21 protein-coding genes are annotated in these 20,244 nt (G+C 68.4%); 8 read left to right on the top strand and 13 right to left on the bottom strand.

Annotation, left to right across the window (positions count from 1 at the left end; all coding sequences use genetic code 11):
- Positions 1 to 108 precede the first annotated feature (108 nt).
- The 5 genes from Pka01_RS21020 (at position 109) to Pka01_RS21000 (ending at position 4,293) form a co-directional block, all read left to right on the top strand.
- Positions 109 to 972, top strand: coding sequence for an ABC transporter ATP-binding protein (locus Pka01_RS21020; protein WP_203884525.1), 864 nt, complete (start codon positions 109 to 111; stop codon positions 970 to 972).
- Positions 973 to 983: 11 nt separating this feature from the next.
- A complete protein-coding gene (locus Pka01_RS21015) occupies positions 984 to 1,748 on the top strand; it encodes an ABC transporter permease (protein WP_203884524.1) in 765 nt (254 codons plus the stop codon).
- 445 nt (positions 1,749 to 2,193) lie between these two features.
- Entirely contained in the window at positions 2,194 to 2,985 is a 792-nt protein-coding gene (locus Pka01_RS21010) for a helix-turn-helix domain-containing protein (protein WP_239115167.1), read from the top strand.
- A gap of 73 nt (positions 2,986 to 3,058) precedes the next feature.
- Positions 3,059 to 3,526 (top strand): SRPBCC family protein, encoded by a 468-nt coding sequence (locus Pka01_RS21005; RefSeq protein ID WP_203884522.1) that lies wholly within the window; start codon positions 3,059 to 3,061, stop codon positions 3,524 to 3,526.
- Positions 3,527 to 3,561: 35 nt separating this feature from the next.
- Positions 3,562 to 4,293: a metallophosphoesterase gene (locus Pka01_RS21000; protein ID WP_203884521.1), complete on the top strand. Its 732-nt coding sequence runs from the start codon at positions 3,562 to 3,564 to the stop codon at positions 4,291 to 4,293.
- Between the two features lies 1 nt (position 4,294).
- On the opposite strand, the gene Pka01_RS20995 is transcribed toward Pka01_RS21000, so the two are convergent.
- Together Pka01_RS20995 and dnaB are read right to left on the bottom strand one after the other, a co-directional pair.
- Positions 4,295 to 5,239 carry a DUF2637 domain-containing protein gene (locus Pka01_RS20995; protein ID WP_203884520.1) on the bottom strand — a complete coding sequence of 315 codons (945 nt, stop codon included), beginning with the start codon at positions 5,237 to 5,239 and terminating at the stop codon, positions 4,295 to 4,297.
- A gap of 175 nt (positions 5,240 to 5,414) precedes the next feature.
- Complete coding sequence (dnaB, locus tag Pka01_RS20990) at positions 5,415 to 6,782, bottom strand: replicative DNA helicase (RefSeq protein WP_239115166.1); 1,368 nt, start codon at positions 6,780 to 6,782, stop codon at positions 5,415 to 5,417.
- 300 nt (positions 6,783 to 7,082) lie between these two features.
- Between dnaB and Pka01_RS20985 the strand changes: the two genes are divergently transcribed.
- The gene (locus Pka01_RS20985) at positions 7,083 to 8,408 is read left to right on the top strand and encodes an MATE family efflux transporter (protein ID WP_239115165.1); all 1,326 of its coding nucleotides are present in this window, start codon (positions 7,083 to 7,085) and stop codon (positions 8,406 to 8,408) included.
- An 11-nt stretch (positions 8,409 to 8,419) separates the two neighbouring features.
- On the opposite strand, the gene Pka01_RS20980 is transcribed toward Pka01_RS20985, so the two are convergent.
- The 7 genes from Pka01_RS20980 to rpsF all read right to left on the bottom strand — a co-directional run bounded on the left by Pka01_RS20980 (position 8,420) and on the right by rpsF (position 12,919).
- The gene (locus tag Pka01_RS20980) at positions 8,420 to 9,163 is read right to left on the bottom strand and encodes an amino acid ABC transporter ATP-binding protein (protein ID WP_275414485.1); all 744 of its coding nucleotides are present in this window, start codon (positions 9,161 to 9,163) and stop codon (positions 8,420 to 8,422) included.
- Complete coding sequence (locus Pka01_RS20975) at positions 9,160 to 10,134, bottom strand: amino acid ABC transporter permease (protein ID WP_203884519.1); 975 nt, start codon at positions 10,132 to 10,134, stop codon at positions 9,160 to 9,162. The genes Pka01_RS20980 and Pka01_RS20975 overlap by 4 nt, the downstream gene beginning before the upstream one ends.
- Complete coding sequence (locus Pka01_RS20970) at positions 10,131 to 11,003, bottom strand: ABC transporter substrate-binding protein (protein ID WP_203884518.1); 873 nt, start codon at positions 11,001 to 11,003, stop codon at positions 10,131 to 10,133. Before Pka01_RS20970 ends, Pka01_RS20975 begins: the two co-directional genes overlap by 4 nt.
- 178 nt (positions 11,004 to 11,181) lie before the next feature.
- Positions 11,182 to 11,628, bottom strand: a complete 447-nt coding sequence (gene rplI / locus Pka01_RS20965; protein WP_203884517.1) for a 50S ribosomal protein L9 — start codon at positions 11,626 to 11,628, stop codon at positions 11,182 to 11,184.
- Positions 11,629 to 11,645: 17 nt separating this feature from the next.
- On the bottom strand, positions 11,646 to 11,882 hold the full coding sequence (rpsR, locus tag Pka01_RS20960) for a 30S ribosomal protein S18 (RefSeq protein WP_061256131.1): 237 nt from the start codon (positions 11,880 to 11,882) through the stop codon (positions 11,646 to 11,648).
- Positions 11,883 to 11,974: 92 nt separating this feature from the next.
- Complete coding sequence (locus tag Pka01_RS20955) at positions 11,975 to 12,535, bottom strand: single-stranded DNA-binding protein (protein WP_203884516.1); 561 nt, start codon at positions 12,533 to 12,535, stop codon at positions 11,975 to 11,977.
- A gap of 93 nt (positions 12,536 to 12,628) precedes the next feature.
- Positions 12,629 to 12,919, bottom strand: a complete 291-nt coding sequence (rpsF, locus tag Pka01_RS20950; RefSeq protein WP_203884515.1) for a 30S ribosomal protein S6 — start codon at positions 12,917 to 12,919, stop codon at positions 12,629 to 12,631.
- Positions 12,920 to 13,098: 179 nt separating this feature from the next.
- Here rpsF and Pka01_RS20945 point away from each other — a divergent pair, with 179 nt between their 5' ends.
- Positions 13,099 to 13,428 (top strand): hypothetical protein, encoded by a 330-nt coding sequence (locus Pka01_RS20945; protein WP_203884514.1) that lies wholly within the window; start codon positions 13,099 to 13,101, stop codon positions 13,426 to 13,428.
- Between the two features lie 65 nt (positions 13,429 to 13,493).
- On the opposite strand, the gene Pka01_RS20940 is transcribed toward Pka01_RS20945, so the two are convergent.
- Positions 13,494 to 13,673 (bottom strand): hypothetical protein, encoded by a 180-nt coding sequence (locus tag Pka01_RS20940; protein WP_203884513.1) that lies wholly within the window; start codon positions 13,671 to 13,673, stop codon positions 13,494 to 13,496.
- 177 nt (positions 13,674 to 13,850) lie between these two features.
- Here Pka01_RS20940 and Pka01_RS20935 point away from each other — a divergent pair, with 177 nt between their 5' ends.
- Positions 13,851 to 14,645, top strand: a complete 795-nt coding sequence (locus Pka01_RS20935) for a deoxyribonuclease IV (RefSeq protein ID WP_239115164.1) — start codon at positions 13,851 to 13,853, stop codon at positions 14,643 to 14,645.
- A gap of 91 nt (positions 14,646 to 14,736) precedes the next feature.
- On the opposite strand, the gene Pka01_RS20930 is transcribed toward Pka01_RS20935, so the two are convergent.
- The 3 genes from Pka01_RS20930 to Pka01_RS20920 form a co-directional block, all read right to left on the bottom strand.
- Positions 14,737 to 15,966, bottom strand: a complete 1,230-nt coding sequence (locus tag Pka01_RS20930) for a glycosyltransferase 87 family protein (RefSeq protein WP_203884512.1) — start codon at positions 15,964 to 15,966, stop codon at positions 14,737 to 14,739.
- Between the two features lie 51 nt (positions 15,967 to 16,017).
- Entirely contained in the window at positions 16,018 to 17,415 is a 1,398-nt protein-coding gene (locus tag Pka01_RS20925; RefSeq protein WP_203884511.1) for a glycosyltransferase family 87 protein, read from the bottom strand.
- Between the two features lie 147 nt (positions 17,416 to 17,562).
- Entirely contained in the window at positions 17,563 to 19,998 is a 2,436-nt protein-coding gene (locus Pka01_RS20920; protein WP_203884510.1) for a transglycosylase domain-containing protein, read from the bottom strand.
- Between the last annotated feature and the right edge of the window lie 246 nt (positions 19,999 to 20,244).

Here is a 20,244-nt window from a genome sequence, read left to right as displayed (position 1 = left end):
GTCGTTGGACAGTGGCGCGAGGTGCCCGACCGGGGTGGAGGTAGGTACACCCCGAGTGGGACTTCAGCCGCATTCCCGGCGTCGTTCGCGATTCCTACCGTCGTCGGCATGGCAATCATCACGGTGGACAACCTCCACAAGACGTACGGCACGCGGGTGGCGGTCGACGACGTCTCGTTCTCCGTCGACGAGGGCGAGATCTTCGGGATCGTGGGCCGCAACGGAGCGGGAAAGACGACCACGGTCGAGTGCGTCGCCGGCCTGCGCGCTCCCACCTCCGGAACCGTCCACGTGGACGCGGATCTCAAAGAACAGGTCGGCGTCCAGCTCCAGGACTGCTCGATGCCCGACAAGATCCGGGTCGGCGAGGCGCTGGCGCTCTACGCCTCCTTCTACTCCCGGCCGGCCGACTGGCGCGGGCTGCTCTCCGAGGTCGGCCTCGATCCCCGTACGGCCTTCGCCAAACTCTCCGGCGGCCAGCGGCAACGGCTGTCCATCGCGCTCGCACTGGTGGGCAACCCGCGCATCGCGATCCTCGACGAGCTGACCACCGGTCTCGACCCGCAGGCGCGGCGGGACACCTGGGAGCTGATCGCGCGGATGAGGGACCGCGGCGTGACCGTCCTGCTCGTCTCGCACTTCATGGAAGAGGTCGAGCGCCTCTGCGACCGCGTCGCGGTGATCTCCGACGGCCGGGTGCTCGCGCTCGACACTCCCGCCGGGCTGGTCTCCCAGGTGAGCGGCGGACAGCGGCTCGTCTTCCGGACGTCGGCCTCCGTCGAGCCGCTCAGGTCCCTTCCCGAGGTGACGGGGGTCGCCGTGGACGGGGACGAGGTCGTCGTCACCGGAACCGCCGACGTCCTGACCGCCGTGGTGAACGTGCTGCCCGCCTCCCAGATGTCCGGCCTCCGCATGGACCGGACCACCCTCGACGACGCCTTCCTCGCACTCACCGGCCGACCGGCCGCTTAGGAGACACCACCATGACCGCGATCATCCGCACCCCCGGACTCGGCCGCCTGGCCGCCGTCGAGAGCCGCCTGTTCCTCCGCGAACCTCTCGCGGTGTTCTTCGCGATCGGTCTTCCCGCCGCGCTCCTGCTGATCCTGGGCAGCGCGATCCCAGGCTTCCGCGACGCCAGCCCCGAACTGGGGGGCCTCCGGCCGGTCGACGCGCAACTCCCCGGGATGATGGTCCTGCTGTCGGTGGCGACGCTCGCGCTCAGCACGCTCCCCACCGCCCTCGTCGTCTACCGTGAGCGCGGCGTGTTGCGGCGCATGTCCACCACCCCTGTGCAGCCCGTCGTCCTGCTCGCCGTACAGCTTGCGATCAACGCCGTGGTGGCGGTCGTCGCGACGACTCTGACGCTGGTGTCGGGCCACCTCGTCCTGGACATGCCGTTCCCGCGGGCACTGCTCGGCTTCACTGTGGTCGTGGTGCTCGGCGCCGTGGCCATGTTCGCCCTCGGCCTGTTCCTCGCGGCGGTCGCGCCGAATTCGCGCATCGTTCAGGGGGTGGGCGCGGGCACGCTCTTCCCGTTGTTGTTCTTCGCCGGCATGTGGCTGCCGCGGGACCTCATGCCCGAGGCGCTGCGGCGGGTGAGCGACTTCACGCCGACAGGCGCGTTCGGTCAGGGACTCGTCGGCACGCTGGGCGGGCACACGCCGTCGGCCCTGCACCTGGCCGTGATGGCCGGATGGGCCGTGGTCGCGGTAATCGCTGCCACCCGTACGTTCCGCTGGCAATGAGCCCCCCCCCCCTTGCGCCCGGCGTGATCATGCACAAGTTCGGGAGCAGGGTGCCCGACCTGCCCATCCCCTTGGTGTGATCATGCAGAGATTCGGCGATTGCCCGGCTGAGCTGCGTCGATCCATTTCGTGATCATGCACAGGCTCTGGAGAATGGCCGACGACCTGCGACAACCTCGTCCGTGATCATGCACGGTGCGCCCTATGCATGATCACGGGCGAGGTCGTCGCACGTGAGAGGCCAGAGACCCGAATGTGTGCATGATCACGGTGAGGATCGCTGCAGGTGAAAGGCGGCAGCACCGAGTCTTTACATGATCACGCCGGAGGGACGAGCAGGTGAGAGGCGACAACCCCGAACCTGTGCATGATCACGCGAGGGGTTGCTTGGGGTTACCTGGGAGGTAATCGATGGGGGGACGGGAGTGCGGATAGCGTCTGGGGCGTGACCGCGACGCAGCTTCACCAGCGGCCGTTCGGCGAACTCCTCCGCCAATGGCGGGAACACCGGCGGCTGAGCCAGCTCGAGCTCTCACTCCAGGCGGAGATCTCCACCCGGCACGTCAGCTTCCTGGAGACCGGCCGCGCCAAGCCCAGCCGCGACATGGTGCTGCACCTCGGCGAGCACCTGTCCCTCCCCCTGCGTGAGCGCAACCACCTGTTGCTGGCCGCCGGCTACGCACCGGTGTACACGGAATCGCCCCTCGACTCTCCGCACATGGCCGCCGTCTGCGCGGCGATCCGCCAACTGCTCACAGCGCACGAGCCATACCCCGCCGTCGTGGTGGACCGGGGCTGGAACCTCGTCGACGCCAACGACGGCATCGGACGGCTCACCGAAGGCATCGACCCCGACCTGCTCGGGAACGTCCTGCGGGCGAGCCTGCATCCCGACGGGCTCGCCCCGAACATCGTCAACCTGGGCGAATGGCGGGCGCACCTGCTCGGACGGCTCAGGCGGCAGATCACCCAGACGGCCGATCCCGAACTGGGCGAGCTGTACGCGGAGTTGCTCGGCTATCCCTGCGATCAGCCCGAGCCCGTGGTCGAACTTCCCGGCCCGGGCGACATCCTCGTCCCGCTGCGCGTCAGGGCCGGGGACCGGGAGTTGTCGTTCTTCAGCGTCGTCGCGACGTTCGGCACCCCGCTCGACGTCACGGTCGCCGAGCTCGCGATCGAGTCGTTCTTCCCCGCCGATCCGGACACGGCGGCCTTCCTGCGCGACACCCCTTTGTGATCATCTCGCGCTTCCCCGGAAGAAGCGGTCTGTCACAATTTTCATGACATATCACGCTTAGCCAGGAGGCCGAGTGTCGCACAGGGTGCTGACCCACGAATTTCACGTGGAGGCCGCGCCGGAGAAGGTGTTCGAGCACCTGACCACTCCCGAGAACTACATCGGCCTGTCCCCTCTCGTGGTCGCCGTCAGCGACGTGGATCGCTCTGAACCGGGGGTCATCAGATACACGGACGTCGAACGGTTCCGGTTCCTGGGAGTGATCACCTACGACAACCACATCAGGGTCACCCTCCACACCGACGGCCTGTCGGTCCACGGTGAGGTGCGCAGCCCCGGGGGCATCCGGATGGCCTACCGCTTCGACCTCGAGGCGGACGGCACGGGCACGCGGGTGCACGACCGGCTGGACCTGACGGCCCCGTGGATCCTCGCCGGGTTCGCCGCCGGACAGGCGCGCAAGGTGCAACTTGCCCGCGCACGGATCCTGGCCGAGCGGTTGTCGGGTACGGCGGCCTCCGGCGCCCGGCCGAACTCGTGAGACGCTGAGGGGACCGATCCGCGGAGGTACCCCTCATGCTCGTGCTCGCCCATGTGAGTGACATCCACGTCGACGGATCCGAACGGAGCACCACGCGGGCGGCCCGCGCGCTCGACTATGCCAAGGCGTTGCGCCCCGACGCGATCCTGCTCACGGGGGACATCGCGGACAACGGCGCGGTCGAGGAGTACGAGATCGTGCGAGAGCTGATCAAGAGTGACGTCCCCCTCGTCCTGTGTCCCGGCAACCACGACTCGCGCGGCAACCTGCGCAAGGTCCTGCTCGGCCTCGACGGAGACCAGCCGGCGAACCAGGCGCTCAACCTCGACGAAGCCACGATTGCGCTGTGCGACTCCAGCATCCCGGGCCGTCCGGACGGCCGGCTCGACGACGAGACGCTCGACTGGCTCGACGGCGTGCTGAGCGCCACTCCCGGTGTGCCCGCATTCGTCGGCATGCACCACCCGGCCGCGGAACTCGGCATCCCCTACGTCGACGACATCAGGCTCCATGAGCCGGAGCGGCTCGCCAGGGTGCTGGGGCGGCACGATCACGTCGTGGCGGTGCTCGCCGGGCACGCGCACACGGCCGCCGCCACCACGTTCGCCGGACTGCCGCTCCTCGTCGCACCGGGCGTGGTCAACACGGGACTGCTGCCCTTCGAGACCGAAGCGCTCCCGCCCGTCGACCTCACCCTCCCGCCGGCCATCGCCATCCACCTGCTCGATGACGGCCGGGTCACGACGCACTACCGCCCGGTGCCCTGATTCAGCCGTCCTTGCCCTCGTTGAGGACCTCTCTGCGCAACCTGCGCCCGTGCGGCTCGGACATGCCGAGCGCACGGCCGATCGCCGCACCGGTCATCTGTGGATCCTGCGCGAGCAGGGCGGCCACCTGTGCACGGCGATCGCCGCTCGTCTGCTCTTCTTCCGGTACGGCCTGGCCCTGCCGAAGGGGTCGCTCATCCCAGGGCCCGATCGCGGAAGGCATGTGCTCACGAACCGAGGTGCGATCGGCCCGCTCAACCCGATCGGCCGGCTCAACCCGATCGGTCGGCTCAACGCGATCCGCCCGCTCAATCCGATCGGCACGATCGGACACCCGATCCTGCACCGCCGAGGTGTCCGTGAGGCTCGCGGCGAATGCCCGCCTGGCCTGACCCGCGAGCCCGCCCCTGCCGACGAGCTCCCGATCGCCCACGACCGGCCGCTCGCCCACGTCCTCCGGACCCGGGACATCGGCCAGGGCGTCCGGCATCGCGACCGGCTCCTCCGTCGTGACGGCCGCGCGCTCTGCCACCTCCCGGCCCGATCGGATCACCCACATCGTGAGCTCATAGGCGATCACGAGGGCGATCGCCGGCCAGGCCGCCAGCGCCGCCGCGAGCGCACCGCGCTCGATTCCATGCAGGACGTTCGCCGCGAGCGTGGCGGCGATCCCGAGGGCGAGCGCCCACCGGGCGAGCGCGGGCACCTTCAGCTGATAGCGGGCGCACCACAACAACACCATCGAACTGGCGTAGATCATGCCGTCGACGGTGACCGGGACCAGGTGTGCCGACAGCTCGTCCTCGGCGCCGTAGCGCTCGATGACGGCGACGGCGTGCCAGTAGCTGACCCACCCGGCCACCGCGGCCACTCCCAGGACCACGACCGTCATGGAGACGCGGATGAGGCGATCGCCGATGCTGTAGGTGTGCCCTGTGATGCTCACGGGGACGATGGTGCCACGCCGTAATGTCGGATATATGTCTTACGGATGCGCCGGAGTTTGCTTCATGGTCATCTTCACCGGCACCGACAACCGGAGTGTCCGGCCCGCGAAGGCCGTCCGCCGGCTCGCGCGAGCCGATCAGATGCGGCGCATGGGCCGGTCGCCGACGCTTCGGTCAGTGGGTGGCCATGTCGACGAAACGGCTGTAGTGACCCTGGAAGGCGACCGTGACCGTGGCCGTGGGGCCGTTACGGTGCTTGGCCACGATCAGGTCGGCTTCTCCGGCCCGAGGGGACTCGCGCTCGTAGGCGTCTTCCCTGTGCAGCAGGATGACCATGTCCGCGTCCTGCTCGATGGACCCGGACTCACGCAGGTCGGACACCTGGGGCCGCTTGTCGGTGCGTTGCTCGGGACCACGGTTGAGCTGTGAGATCGCGATGACCGGGACCTCGAGCTCCTTGGCGAGCAGCTTGAGGGCACGCGACAACTCCGAGACCTCCTGCTGGCGGCTTTCGGTCCTCTTGGGCGAGCTCATCAGCTGGAGATAGTCGACGATCACGAAGCGGAGATCGTTGCGCTGCTTGAGCCGACGGCACTTGGCCCGGATCTCCATCATCGACATGTTCGGGGAGTCGTCGATGAACAGGGGCGCCTCGGCGACCTCGCCCATCCGCCTGGCCATCCGGGTCCAGTCGTCGTCGCTCATCATTCCGGAGCGCATGGTGTGCAGCGCGACCCGGGCCTCGGCGGAGAGTAGTCGCATCGTGATCTCGTTGCGCGACATTTCCAGCGAGAAGATGACGGTGGTCAAGCCGTTCTTGATCGCCGCGGACCGCGCGAAGTCCAACCCCAGCGTCGACTTGCCGATGGCGGGTCGAGCCGCCACGACGATCATCTGGCCGGGGTGCAGGCCGTTCGTCAGGGCGTCGAGGTCCTGAAAGCCGGTGGGGACGCCGACCATCTGGCCACCGCGGCTGCCGATCGCCTCGATCTCGTCGAGCGCGGCGGGCATGATCTCCGAAAGCGGGAGGTAATCCTCCGACGTGCGGCGCTCGGTGACCTTGTAGATCTCGGCCTGGGCGCGATCGACGAGGTCGTCGACCTCCTCGCCCTGCCCGCCGTACCCGTAGGAGGCGATCCTGGTGCCGGCCTCGATCAGGCGCCGGAGCACGGCCTGCTCGCGCACGATCTTGGCGTAGTAGCCGGCGTTGGCCGCCGTGGGGACGATCGCGGTCAGCGTGTGCAGGTAGGCGCCGCCGCCGACCCGGGCGACCTCACCCCGCTTGAGCAGGTCGTCGAGGACCGTGACGGAGTCCGCGGGCTCTCCACGGCCGTAGAGGTCGATGATGACGTCGAAGATGATCTGATGGGCCGGCCGGTAGAAGTCGTCGGAACGCAGCACCTCGACGACGTCGGCGATGGCGTCCTTCGACAACAACATGCCGCCGAGCACGGACTGCTCGGCCTCGATGTTGTTCGGCGGGGTCCGCTCGAACGTCGAGTCCGAATCCCCGGGACCGCCCGGGAAGTCGATCACGCTCACTCTCACACCCCCTACCCAGCGGCCCCACCATCCCCAAGTTGTAGTGGCCGAGTCCGACAGTTTCCCGGCCCCGGCCGTCCGACGGCAACTCGACCTGTCGACAAGGTTGTGGACAACCTGTGCGATCTCTGCTGGTCAGATGTGGGAACCCTGGGGACAAGCCTGTGGACGAGCACGATCTCTCCGGTGTGGACCCCCGCTGACCAGGGACCTTGATGTCCACCGGCTGTGGAGAAAAGAAAGTCCGCCCCAGAGGCCGATACCGATTGGGCATACGCCAGTAAGTTGCAAAATAGGCTCATGCCACTTACGACCGGAATGGGCCGGAACATCCGGCAGGGCCGAGTCCACGACAGGGAGATCCTGCGGCTGGCCGTCCCGGCGTTCGGGGCACTCGTGGCCGAACCGCTGTTCCTGCTCACCGATTCGATCATCGTCGGCCACCTTCCCGATCCGGCTCTCGGCGCCCTCGGTGTCGCCAGCGCGGCCCTCACCGCCCTCGTGGGCCTGTGCGTTTTCCTCGCGTACGCCACCACCGCCGCCGTGGCCCGGCAACTCGGGGCGGGCGACCTGCGGCGGGCGATGCGCCAGGGCGTCGACGGCATATGGCTGGCGGCCGCCATCGGTGTGGCGATCAGCGTGGCCTGCTGGCCTCTTGCACCATTTATCGTACACCTGTTCGGAGCGACGGGGGATCTCGCCGCGCTGGCCGTCACGTTCATGCGGGTCAGCCTGCTGGGCGTCCCCGGCATGCTGATCGTCCTCGCGGGCACTGGCGTGTTGCGCGGCATGCAGGACACCAGGACGCCGCTCATGGTGTCCGTCGGTTCGTTCGTGCTCAACGGCCTGCTGAACTTCTGGTTCGTCCTGGGCCTGGGCTGGGGGATCGCGGGATCCGCGTGGGGGACGGTGGTCGCGCAGACCCTGTCCGCCGCGATCTATCTCACGCTCGTCGTGCGGGCGGCGCGTCGGCACGGCGCCTCACTGCGGCCCGACCTGCCCGGCATGCGAGCCGCGGGCGCCGCGGGCGTCGCCCTCGTCATCCGTACGGCATGCCTCCAACTCGTGTTGCTCGTCGCGACATCGCTCGCAACGAGGATGGGCGAGGCCCAGATCGAGGCCCACACCATCGCCGCGCGGCTGTGGACGTTCCTGGCGTTCTCCCTCGACGCCATCGCCATCGCGGGCCAGGCCATCACCGGCCGATCCCTCGGGGCGGGAGACGTCGCGGCCACCAGGTCGGCCACGAAACGCATGGTCATGTGGGGCGTCGCCTCCGGCGTCGTGTTCGGCATCGTGGTGCTCCTGGCACGGCCTGTCATCCCGGGGCTGTTCGACGCGGACGCCGCGGTGGCCGCACAGCTGATGACGGCATTGTGGCCCGTGGCGCTGTTCCAGCCCGTCGCGGGCATCGTCTTCGTCCTGGACGGCGTGCTGATCGGAGCCGGCGACCGGCGCTATCTCGCCTGGGCGTCGCTGTTGTCCACACTCGCCTACCTGCCGTTCGCCGCCTTCGCCGGAAGCCTTCTCGCGCTGTGGCTCGCGCTCGGGGCATGGATGGTCGCGCGCATGATCACCCTGAGCGTCCGCGCGTACGGCACGGCCTGGATGGTGACCGGAGCCTGATCAGCGAGTGGTCACAGCCGGCCGGCCTCGAGCACCCGCTGCAGGAACTCTCGCGTGCGAGGGTGCTCCGGAGCGGTGAAGATCTGCTCGGGCGATCCGTGCTCCAGCAACACCCCGCCTTCGAGGAAGCAGACCGCGTCGGCGATGTCCCGGGCGAAACCCATCTCATGGGTCGCGATGATCATCGTCATGCCCGCGTCCTTGAGTTCGCGGATGACGGACAGCACCTCCGTCACCAGCGTCGGGTCGAGCGCTGAGGTGACCTCGTCGAGCAGGAGCAACCGCGGCTGGGTGGCCAGCGACCGGACGATGGCGACCCGCTGCTGCTGTCCCCCGGAGAGCCGGTCGGGATACTCGCCGGCCTTGTCCGCGAGGCCGAAGCGGGCGAGCAACTCTCTCGCCTCTGCCTCAGCCTGATCCGGACGGACTCGGTGCACCTTGCGCGGTGCCAGCGTGACGTTGTCCAGCACGGTCATGTGCGGGAACAGGTTGTAGGACTGGAAGACCATGCCGATCCGCTTGCGGACGTCGTCCGGGTCGGTCCGCACGTCCGTGATCTCCGTGCCGTCGAGGTGGATCGCCCCGTCGTCGATCGACTCCAGCAGGTTGACGCAGCGCAGGAGCGTCGACTTCCCCGAACCGGAGGCCCCGATCAGGCAGACCACCTCGTGCGGAGCCACCTCGAGATCGATCCCGCGCAGCACACTGTGGTGGTGGTAGTTCTTCCACACGTCTTCGACGGTCAGCAGGCTCACAGGTGTCCTCCCGCCATCTGGCGTCGGGTCGTACGCGCGGCGAGATGGTCGGTGAGCCGGGCCATGGGCACGGTGAGCGCGATGAACAACAGCGCCGCGCACAGGTAAGGCGTGTAGTTGAACGTCGAGGAGGCATGGATCGATGCCTGGCGCAGCGCCTCGAGCGGGCCGAGGACGGCCACGAGTGCGGTGTCCTTCTGCAGCGAGACGAAGTCGTTGAGCAGCGGCGGAATCACCCGGCGGACGGCCTGGGGAACGACGACGTACCGCATCGTCTGCCCGTGACTGAGCGCCAGCGAACGCGCGGCGGCCCGCTGGCTGGGATGGACGGACTCGATTCCCGAACGGAACACCTCGGCGACATAGGCGCCGTAGGACAGCACGAGCGCGATGATGCCGAGCGTGACCGGGTCGCTCGGCGCACCCTGCAACGCCAGCGCGGGGATGCCGAAGCCGACCAGGTAGATCAGCAGAATGGTCGGAATGCCGCGAAAGACATCGGTGTAGAAGACGGCGGCCGCCCTGAGCGGGAAGAACACCGGCGACCGCAGGGTCCGCACGAGCGCGACGACCAGACCGACGATCAGGATCAGCGGCTCCGCGATCAAGAAGATCTTGACGTTGAGCAGGAACCCTCGCCACACGTCGGGAAACGCGTCGACGAACTGCGATGGGTTGAAGAACGTCTCCCGCACGCGCGGCCACCCGGGGGAAGCGGTGACCAGCGCGACGACCAAGACGGCGACCACGATGGTGGACGCGGTGGCGACCGACGTCGATCGCCTGGCCTGCCGTCGAAGATCGGCCTCCCGGCGAATCTGCCGATCGCTCTTCGTCCATTCGGCCGGAGCCGCATGTACGGCGGAAGCCGCAGCGGGAGCCGCCGGATGCCCGGAGGCGTCAGGAGCGGCGGACGCGGCCGAATCGTCGGAGGGGGTGGGAGCGCCCGGGGACGCCTCTCCTCCGGTCACTTCAGCTCCGGCGCGCCGGCGCTGCCGGTCAGCCACTGGCTCTCGATGGCGGCCAGTTCGCCGGACGCCTTGAGGTCACCGACGGCCTTGTCCACGCAGGAGGTCAGGCCGCTGCCCTTCTGCAGCAGCAGGCCGAACTCCTCCGGCGTCTCGCCCGTCGCCGCGAACTGGCCGACGATCTTGGAGTTCTCCACCTGGGCCGCGGTCACGTAGAACCCGGTCGGCAGATCCACCACGATGGCGTCGATCTGCTTGTTCTTCAGCGCGCTGATCGCGTCGATCTGCTGGTTGTAGACGCTCGGGTCGGTGGCCGGCTGGACGACCTGCTGGACTGCCTGCAGCGAGGTGGTCCCGGCCTGCACGCCGATCTTGGCGTCCTTGAGCTCGGCCAGGGTCGTGGCGCCGGCGAACTTGGAGCCGTCGAGGGCGACGACGGCCTGCTTGACCGTGTAGTAGCCCTGGCTGAAGTCGACGGCCTTCTGTCGCTCGGGCGAGATGGAGATCTGGTTGACGTCGAAGTCGAACTTCTTCGGCCCCGGCGCGAACGAGGAGTCGAACGGCACGACCGCCCAGGTGACCTCGTCCTTCGTGAAGCCGAGCTTCTGGGCCACCGCGTAGGCCACGGCGCTCTCGAAGCCCTGCCCGTTGGACGGATCGTCGTTCTTGAACCAGGGCTCGAAGGCGGGCTTGTCGGTGCCGATCGTGAGCTTGCCCGCCGTGGTCAGCGGCAGCTGGTCCTTCGCGCAGGTGGCGGAGGCCGCCGGGCTGGCGGAACCCGGGCTCGCCGTGGAGGTGTCGTTCGCCGGTGCGCACGCGGCCGCCGCCAGCGCCAGCACACCGAAAGCCAGCAACTTCGAAGTACGGCGCATTCCAGCCTCCACCAGCATGATCTTCCACGAAATCCGCGAAATTGACTGGGAAGATACTAGCGTTCCGTAGTGCCCTGCTTTACCTAGGGGGAATTGTCACCACCTGACGACAACCCCCGGGACACGAAAAGACCCCCTCCCGCGACCGGGAAGGGGTCTTCGTGTAACCGCTGCCGGTCTAGCCGGCGATGATCTCGACCTCGACCGTGGCGGCCACCTCGGGGTGCAGCTTGACGCTGACCCGGTGGGTGCCCAGGCTCTTGATCGCGTTGCCGATCTCGATGCGGCGACGGTCGAGCAGCGGGCCGCCCGCGGCCTTGACCGCATCGGCGATGTCGCCCGTCGTCACCGAGCCGAAGAGCCGGCCGGACTCGCCCGCACGGGTCTTGAGCTTCACCTTGAGCGCGCCGAGCTGGCCGGCGACCTCCTTGGCGGTGCCCAGGTCGCGGATCTCGCGCGCGTCGCGCGCCTTCTTGATCGAGGCGATCTGGGACTCGGCGCCACGCGTCCAGCGGATCGCGAAACCACGCGGGATGAGGTAGTTGCGGCCGTAGCCGTCCTTGACCTCGACGATGTCGCCAGGGGTGCCGAGACCGGAGACCTCAGTGGTGAGAATGAGCTTCATGTCCTGAGACTCCTTTCTTAGCGCGCGGTGCTCGTGTACGGCAGCAGTGCCATCTCACGAGCGTTCTTGATAGCGGTGGCCACGTCGCGCTGGTGCTGGGTGCAGTTGCCCGTCACCCGGCGAGCACGGATCTTGCCGCGGTCGGAGATGAACTTCCGCAGCAGCGCCGTGTCCTTGTAGTCGACGTAGGAGATCTTGTCGTGGCAGAACAGGCAAACCTTCTTCTTCGGCTTGCGCAGTGCCGGCTTCGCCATCGTGGTGCTCCTTTCAGAGCCCCGCATGATGCGGGAATGGTCGGTCGGATTACTTGTGGTGTTGTGACGGGAAACGCGAGATCAGGTGAGGGTCAGAAGGGCGGTTCGTCGCTGAAGTCGCCGCCGAAGCCTCCGCCGCCGCCTCCACCGAAGCCGCCACCCTGGCCGCCTTGGCCGCCCTGGTTGAAGCCGCCGCCGCCCTGAGGCGACGGGGAGGCGGACGCCCACGGGTCGCCCCCGGGGCCGCCGCCGAAGCCGCCGCCACCACCACCCTGACCGCCCTGGCGGGTGGTCTTGTTCACCTTGGCGGTGGCGTTGCGCAGCGAGGGGCCGACCTCGTCGACCTCGACCTCGTAGACCGTGCGCTTCTCGCCTTCCTTGGTCTCATACGACCGTTGGCGCAGCCGTCCCTGCACGATGACCCGCATGCCGCGCTGCAGGCTCTCGGCGACGTTCTCCGCCGCCTGCCGCCACACGTTGCAGGTCAGGAACAGGCCTTCGCCGTCCTTCCACTCGTTGGTCTGCCTGTCGAGGAACCTCGGAGTGGATGCGATGCGGAATCGGGCCACGGCTTGCCCCGTCGGGGTGAAGCGCAGCTCCGGATCGTCGACAAGATTGCCGACAATGGTGATCGTGGTGTCGCCTGCTGCCATCGGTCGCTTTCGCCTTCCTATCCCGCCGGCCGAGCCTTCAGGGCCTCAGAGTACGGCTCTCGCCCGACAAACCGCCGGGCTTCGCGTCACTGGTCAGTGAAGCTCGGGGCGGATGACCTTGGTGCGGAGGATGCCCTCGTTCAGGTTGAGCTGACGGTCCAGCTCCTTGACCGTGGCGGGCTCCGCGGTGAGGTCGACGACGGCGTAGATGCCCTCGGACTTCTTGGCGATGTCGTAGGACAGCCGGCGACGTCCCCAGACGTCGACCTTCTCGACGCTTCCGCCGTCGTTGCGCACGACGGTGAGGAACTGGTCGATCGAGGGCTGCACGGTGCGCTCATCGAGGGACGGGTCGAGAATGACCATCATCTCGTAACGACGCATGTGGAATCCAACCTCCTCTGGACTCTTGCGGTCACGACGCCTTGCCGTGACAGGAGGACGCTGCGCGAGGCCCGGAGTGATCCCGGCCCCATATCAGACGCAGCCGAACAAGGCTACCAGGCACCTGGCCGTACCCCGCCACGCGCGGCAAACTGGAGGGAGGAGAGGGGGTGGCCTCGATGCGAAACGTTCTTGGCCCCGCCGGTCACGCCGCCGGACGCGCACCCGGCAGGTTCACACTCAACACCGATGGGGCCAGGCACCCGGCGGAGAACGTCCTGACGGTGGCGACCCTGCTGATCGGCATCCTGGCGTTCGTCACGGGTTTCATCGTGCGGGCGCACATGATCGCCTCGTGGGCGGGCGCGCTCGGATTCCTCGGCGGCCTTTACACCCAGTACATCTCGGCGACGACCGCCCAGCGCAGCCTCATCATCGTGGGTGTCGTGGCGTCCTTCGTCGGGGTCGCCCTGGGCATCTACCACGGAGGCTTCGTACCCGGCCCCTGATCGGGTCGAGGTACGCACCGGGCCCCGGTGCAGGTCCGGGGCCCGGCGTTCGACGACGTCCGCCGTCACCCTCCGCCGATGTGCAGGTCGACACCGAGGAGGATGAGGAACCACAGGAAGATCGCGAGCAGGGCCTGGGCGATCTGCCTCAGCAGGGTGGGGGTGAGGTAGTCGTGCACCCACGCCACGTAGAGGCCGACCAGGATGTAGATGAGTAAGAGGAAGCTTCCCAGCCGATATCGCATGCTCGTCTCCTTGTATCATCGGCGCGCGGGTCGCAGGGCGCGTGCGACAGTGCGACTGCCCGGGTGTGCCCCCTTGAAACGCTCTTGGAAGACGTCTAGGGTTCGGCACTTTCCTTTTTGAGTCCTGTTGCTTGCGGATTACCCGGCGAGCGGCACGCGAGTTGATGGAGGAACCGGATGGAAACGCATCACGGCGATCTGCCCCTGCGAATCGGGGCCCACGTCGACCAGGACGATCCCCTGGCGCACGCGGCCTCCCGATCAGCTGACGTGGTCCAGTTCTTCCTCGGCGACCCCCAGGGATGGAAGGGCCCGGTCATCCCCGACTCGGCCGACGCCATCCGCGACTCCGACGTGGACGTCTACGTCCACGCGCCTTACGTGATCAACGTCGCGACGGCCAACAACCGGATCCGGATTCCCAGCAGGAAGCTCCTGGACGGCCAGCTCAAGGCCGCGGCGTCGATCGGGGCAAAGGGCCTGATCGTGCACGGCGGGCACGTGAACGCGACGGACGACCCGCAGACCGGTTTCGACAACTGGCGCAAGGTGTTCGAGCGCATGGAGTGCCCCATCCCCGTGCTCATCGAGAACACGGCGGGCGGCGGCAACGCGATGGCCCGCAAGCTCGACCGGATCGCCCGCCTCTGGGACGCGGTCACGTCGGGGGCGCCCGACCCTTCGGTCGTCGGCTTCTGCCTCGACACCTGCCACTTCCACGCCGGCGGCGAGGAACTGCTCGGCATCGTGGACCGGGTGATGGCCATCACCGGCCGCATCGACCTCGTGCACTGCAACGACTCGCGCGACGCGTTCGACTCGGGGGCCGACCGGCACGCCAACCTCGGCAGCGGCCAGATCGAACCGGAGGCGATCCTCGCCGTGTGCCGCGCCGCAGGGGCGCCGATCGTGGTGGAGACGCCGGCTGAGGGCCAGGCCGACGACATCGCCTTCCTCCGCAAGCACCTCTAGGGATATCCACAGCCTGTGGACCAATCTCTGGATTGACGGCCGGCGGGACCCGGGTATCCGGGTCTCCCACGCAGCCGGCCCGTCACAGTGCTCACACGGTCGGAACGGCGAAACGGCGGGGGCTCCCCGACTCCCACCTGGGACGCATGGTGCTCCGCCACAGCCGGACGAAGGACACGATCGCGGCGACGACCAGGACGAGGTTGCGGGCGGCGAGCACGAGCGTTCCCGGCAGGTCACCCGTCCAGCTGTAGTCCTGTTCCAACCACGGATACATGATCCCCGTCAGCAGGGTGGCGAACAGGACCAGCCATGCGACCGGCCGCTGCCCCGCGCCGCGGCCGCCGGGCCGTACGGTCAGGACGACCGCCGCGACACCGGCCACCCAGGTCATGTACTGCGGTGAGAGCACCCTGCTGGTGACCACGAGGAACAGCACCGCGGTGAGCGCCGCGTCGTAGTAGGTCCCGGCGTCCGGCCGCGCCCGCACCCACCACACGGCCAGCAACGCGAAAGCCGCAGGCGTCGCGAACAGGGCCAGCAGCTCGGCCGTGGCGACACCGGGCCCGACCGCCTCCATCGCGCCGTGCTGATAGTTGGTGTAGCCGTCCCACCAGCCGAGCGCCCGCGCGAGCGCGAACGGGGTCGCAGCCGGAGACTCGATCTGCAGGCCCCTGCCCTCCTGGGCCGCGAGGAAGTCGAGGGCGTGCGGCATCAGCAGGACGGCCACCCCGCAGCCCACGGCGGCGACGGCGAGCGCGGATCCGGCGCCGGCGAGGACCTCACGCCCGCGCCGAAGCCCCGCGAGCAGCGCGATCGGCCACACCTTGACGACGAGGCCGACTCCGATCAGCGACCCCCGGACGACGGGGTCCGCCGACGCGGTCAGCGCCATGACCGCCACGAGCGTCACCGACAGGTCGTACCGCGAGAGCAGCAGCGGTCCGAGGAGCGCCGCACCCACGGTCCAGGCCCACAGCCCGGTACGGCCGCCGCCCACCCGCTGGGCGAACCTCCACAGGAGGAGCAGGATCCCCAGGTCGCACAGCAGCGCGACGAGATAGAAGTCGAGATGGTAGGCCCACGGCAGCAGGTGGGGGACCACCAATGGCAGGGCCGCGAGCGGTGGGTACTGCCATTTGTCGTCACCGGCCGGGAAGTGCCCGGCGAGCAGGGTCTGCGACCAGTCCCGATAGAGCGCGACGTCGTTCTCGAAATGCCCGGCATGGCCGATGGGGATGACCTGGGTGACGGCGAGCAGGAGGACCGCCCGGGTCACCACCCAGACGGTCAGCACCCGCCACGGGAGACCGCTTCGCACCTGACGCCCTACCTCCGGCATCCGATCAAGAGCCATTCGGTAATCGAAAGGCTACAGAGGGTGCGCAGCCCCGCTCTCTCCCGGGGCCGCGCTCCGATCCACACGCGGCGCCCATGCCGACGCGGCCGGCCGTACGGACGAGGTCACGAGCCGCGCAGGCAGGACGAAACGATCGGGAGTGCCGTCGTAGACCCCACCGGACGGGTCGTCCGCCCCGTCCCTGCGGACGACGTCCGACTCCGGCCGCAGAACGTCCCTGACCACCAGGGCCATCAGCACGGCGATCGTGAGCGCCCTCGCCCACATCGACAGGAAGTACGGAGTGTCCCCGATGCCGAGGTTCGCATGCTCGGGGTCCTGGGAGACGAGATAGAGCCAGATCGAGAAGAAGTACCAGCACTCGGCGATCTGCCAGGCAGCCAGCGCACCCCACTTGGGCCTGGCCAGCACCGCGAACGGCACCAGCCACAACACGTACTGCGGCGACCAGACCTTGTTGGTGATCATGAAAGCGGCGAGCGCGAGGAAGCACAGCTGCATCAGCCGGGGCCTGCGCGGCGCGAAGAGCGCGAGCGCGGCCACCCCGAGCAGGAGCAGGGCCAGCGCGCCCACCGCCATCCTGTTCAGCAGATCCGGATCCGCGAGGACGCCCCAGTCCTTGTGCTGGAAGAAGAACCACAGGCCGCCCCAGTCGGCGCCGCGTTCGCTGCTGAACGAGTAGAACCGCTTCCAGCCGTCGAAGCTGATCAGCATGATGGGCACGTTGACGAGCAGCCACGTGCCCGCCGCGGCCCCGGCCGTCTTCAGGAACGGGATCCACTTGGCCGTCCTGACCGTGAGCAGGAACAGCGCTCCGAAGAACATCAACGGGTAGAACTTGGTGGCGACTGCCAGGGCGAGCAGCACTCCCGCGAGGTACTGCCTCTCCCGGGCCCAGGCCAGAAGACCTCCGAGAGCGAGCGCGCCGGCGGCCAGGTCCCAGTTGATGTAGGCGCAGAGGATGACCGCGGGGCCGATGGCGTACCACAGCGCGTCCCACCGGCGGGCCGGCCCGGCCAGCGCGGCCATGATCAGGACGCCGACGACCAGTGAGATGCCCATGAGGACGACGGTGATGTCGTAGAACGCCAGGCCGTCGCCGTGCGCGAGGCGCCGGGCCAGCTCCATGATCCCGCCGATGCCGACCGGGTACTCGACCGGATAGTCGACGTAGGGGATCTTCCCCTCGTTGAGGTGCTCGGCCCACCAGAGCGGATAGATGTCCGTGTAGCAGAAGTTGGTGTACTGGCCGACCCCGGTGTTCCAGGCGCCCCCGAACCGGCAGGGGGACTTCCACAGGAAGGCGAGCACGGCGCCGAGGCCCGCGATGAGCCCCAGCGGCAGGTACGGCACTGCCCGCTGGGCGACCCCCGGCACGGGGCTGGAAGCGTTCGCGGTCGGGGTAGTCATGGTGGGTATTGCATCACTCAACGCACGAGGTCCGCGACACCACCGGCACAAGATTTCCGCGTCGGCGCCATAGGGCGGCGCACTCGGAGCCGCTCTGACAGACGCCGCGGCGCCGGGACCGACTTCATCCGGTCCCGGCGCCTGAGGTCATCGACCTGTGAACCGCCGGACGGCCTCTGACTGGGTCGTCACAGGATTGTTCGGCTGGTTCGGGTCAGTCGGCTGGTTCGGGTCAGTCGGCTGGTTCGGGTCGGTCGGCACCTGCCCCTGGCACTGCGGGCGGTTGTCGTTCGGCTGGCACTGCTGCTGGTTGCCACCCTGACCCTGGCACTCCGGCCTGTTGTCGTTCGGCTGGCACTGCTGGCCCTGGTTGCCACCCTGACCCTGGCACTGGGGCTTGTTGTCCCACGGCTTGCAGTCCTGGCCCTGGTGGTCGTCCGGCGGCGGCGGGGGCGGCGGGCTGGGCACGATGTCCTCAGGCGAGCCGATGCCGGCCTTCTGCGGGAACTGCTCGACCGGCTTGTTCTGCAGCGCCGCCGTCATGAAGGCGCGCCAGATGTCGGTGGGCGGACCGGCACCCTCGAAGCCCAGCGACACCTCGTACGGCCTGCTGTACTTGTTGTCCGGACCGTACTTGCTGTTCTTCTTGCCGTCGTCCTCAGGGCAGTTCGAGTACTTCGGCTGAATGACCTTGCCCTTCTTCGTCCGGCACTCCTCGCGGTACATCCCGACCGCCGTGACGATCTGCGGGGTGTAGCCGACGAACCAGGCTTCCTTCTCGTCGTTGTTCGTACCCGTCTTGCCGGCGGCCGGACGGCCGATGCCCTTGCCCGCGGCCGTACCGTTCTTGAGGACCTCCTCCATCGCAGACGTGGCGTCGGCCGCGGCCTCGGGGGAGATGACCTGCCGTGTCGTCTTCAACTCGGGCAGCACGGTCAGCTTGCCCAGGGTGATGGACTTCACGACGTGGTAGTCGGCGTGCTTGCCCGCGTTGGCGAAGATCGAGTAACCCGCGGCCTGCTCCACCGGCGTGACGCCGACGCTGCCGATGGCGAGCTGGTAGCCGTGACCGTGCTCGCCGTTGACGCCCTCCGCGTCCTCGTCGATGGCCTCCTTGCTGATGCCCGCCTGCTCGGCCAGCGACCTGAGGTCGCCGAGCTGACCGGGCAACTTGAAGGCCATCGAGGCGAAGGCCGTGTTGATCGAGTGAGAGGTGGCGTCCGTGACGGAGATCGAACTCGGCATGGTCTCGGCGTTCGAGATCTTCGTGGTGCCGGGAAGCTCCTTCGGCACCGTCTCCTTGCCGGGCACCCAGCTGTTGAGGCTGTATCCGGCGTCGAGCCACGCCGCCAGGACGTAGGGCTTGAAGGCCGAGGCCGCCTGCTTCCGGGAGTCGAACGGCTCGTTCCACGGGTCGTTCTCGTAGTCGTCGCCGCCGTAGAAGGCGACGACGCGCCCGGTCTTGGGGTCGACCGCCGCCAGCCCGGCATGGAAGTCATTGTCCATGTGCTTGGTCTGGTTCACGACCGCCTTCCTCGCCGCCGACATGAGCTTCCTGTCGAACGTCGAGACGATCCTGTAGCCCTGGCTCCGCACCTGGTCTGGCGTGATCCCCCGCTGCTTCAGTTCCTGGAGCACCTGGATGATCATGTAGCCCTTGGAGCCGCTGTAGTCCTCGCTGGTCTCCGCCTTGATCGCCTTGGGGAACTTCGCAGTCGCCGGAAGGTTGCCGTACTTGTCGGGCGCGTAGGCCGCCATGGCGTTGATGACGTCCTTGAACCGACTCTGGAGTTGGGGTGAGTCGGCGTCGAGGGCGGGCGTCTGGATGCGGGCGGCCAGATAGGCGCCCTCCGCCGGGGTCAGTTGCTTGGCGGTCTTCTTGAAGTAGGCCTTGGCGGCCGCCTGGATGCCGTAGGCGCGGCCGAAGGGCACCGTGTTGAGGTACTGCTCAAGGATCTTGTCCTTGTCCATCGACTTGTTGAGCTTGACCGCGACGAAGATTTCCTTGAGCTTGCGCTTGATCGACACGTCCTGGCTGAGGCCGTCGTAGTAGTTACGGGCCATCTGCTGGGTGATCGTGGACGCGCCCTGCAACTGCTGGCCCGTCGCCGTCATCCAGACCGACCGCGCCATTCCGGGGACGGAGATTCCGGAGTCCTGCCAGAACGTCTTGTTCTCGATCGAGACGACCGCGTCCTGGACGTGCTGCGGCACGTCTTTGAGTGTTATGACCTCGCGGGCGGTGCCCACGCGGGCGATCAGCGTCTTGTTGTCGGAATAGTAGATGCTGCTGCCCTGCGCGATCGCCTGCTCCTGCGTGCCCGTGGGCAGCGGGGTGTTCGCGTAGGCGACCGCGATCATGCCGAAGACGCCGGCGGCCAGGATCGTGAAGCCGGCTACGACGATCTTCCAGTTGGGGATGAACCGCTTCCAGTTGCGCGGCTTGTCGTCGTCATCGTCGTCGAACGGGTCGCGGGGGCCGCGGCCACCGGGGCCGCCAGGACCGTCGGGGCCACCAGGGCCTCCGGGACCGATGCGACGCCTGCCAGGCCCGCCCGCTCTGCGGCGGCCTCCTGCCGACATCGCCTGAGTTCCTTCGCCGTCCGGCCCTCTGCGCATGCCGGGGGCGTCCGCCGCCATGGCCTGGGTGCGTTCGCCGCCGGGGACTCCCGGACCACCGGGGCGTCCGGGCCTTCCGGGCCCTGCGGGGACCATCGCGCCACCGGGACCGGCGGGAACGCCAGGGCCTGCGGGAGCGCCGGGCGCGCCGCCGCGAGGGCCACCAGGGCCCGCGGCCTGTCGCGGGTCACGGCCGGGGCCGGGCTGGCG

Source organism: Planotetraspora kaengkrachanensis (assembly GCF_016862895.1).
GTDB classification, from domain to species: Bacteria; Actinomycetota; Actinomycetes; order Streptosporangiales; family Streptosporangiaceae; genus Planotetraspora; species Planotetraspora kaengkrachanensis.
The sequence above is the reverse complement of the archived record's forward strand: the minus strand, read 5'-3'. Positions and strand labels throughout refer to the sequence as shown.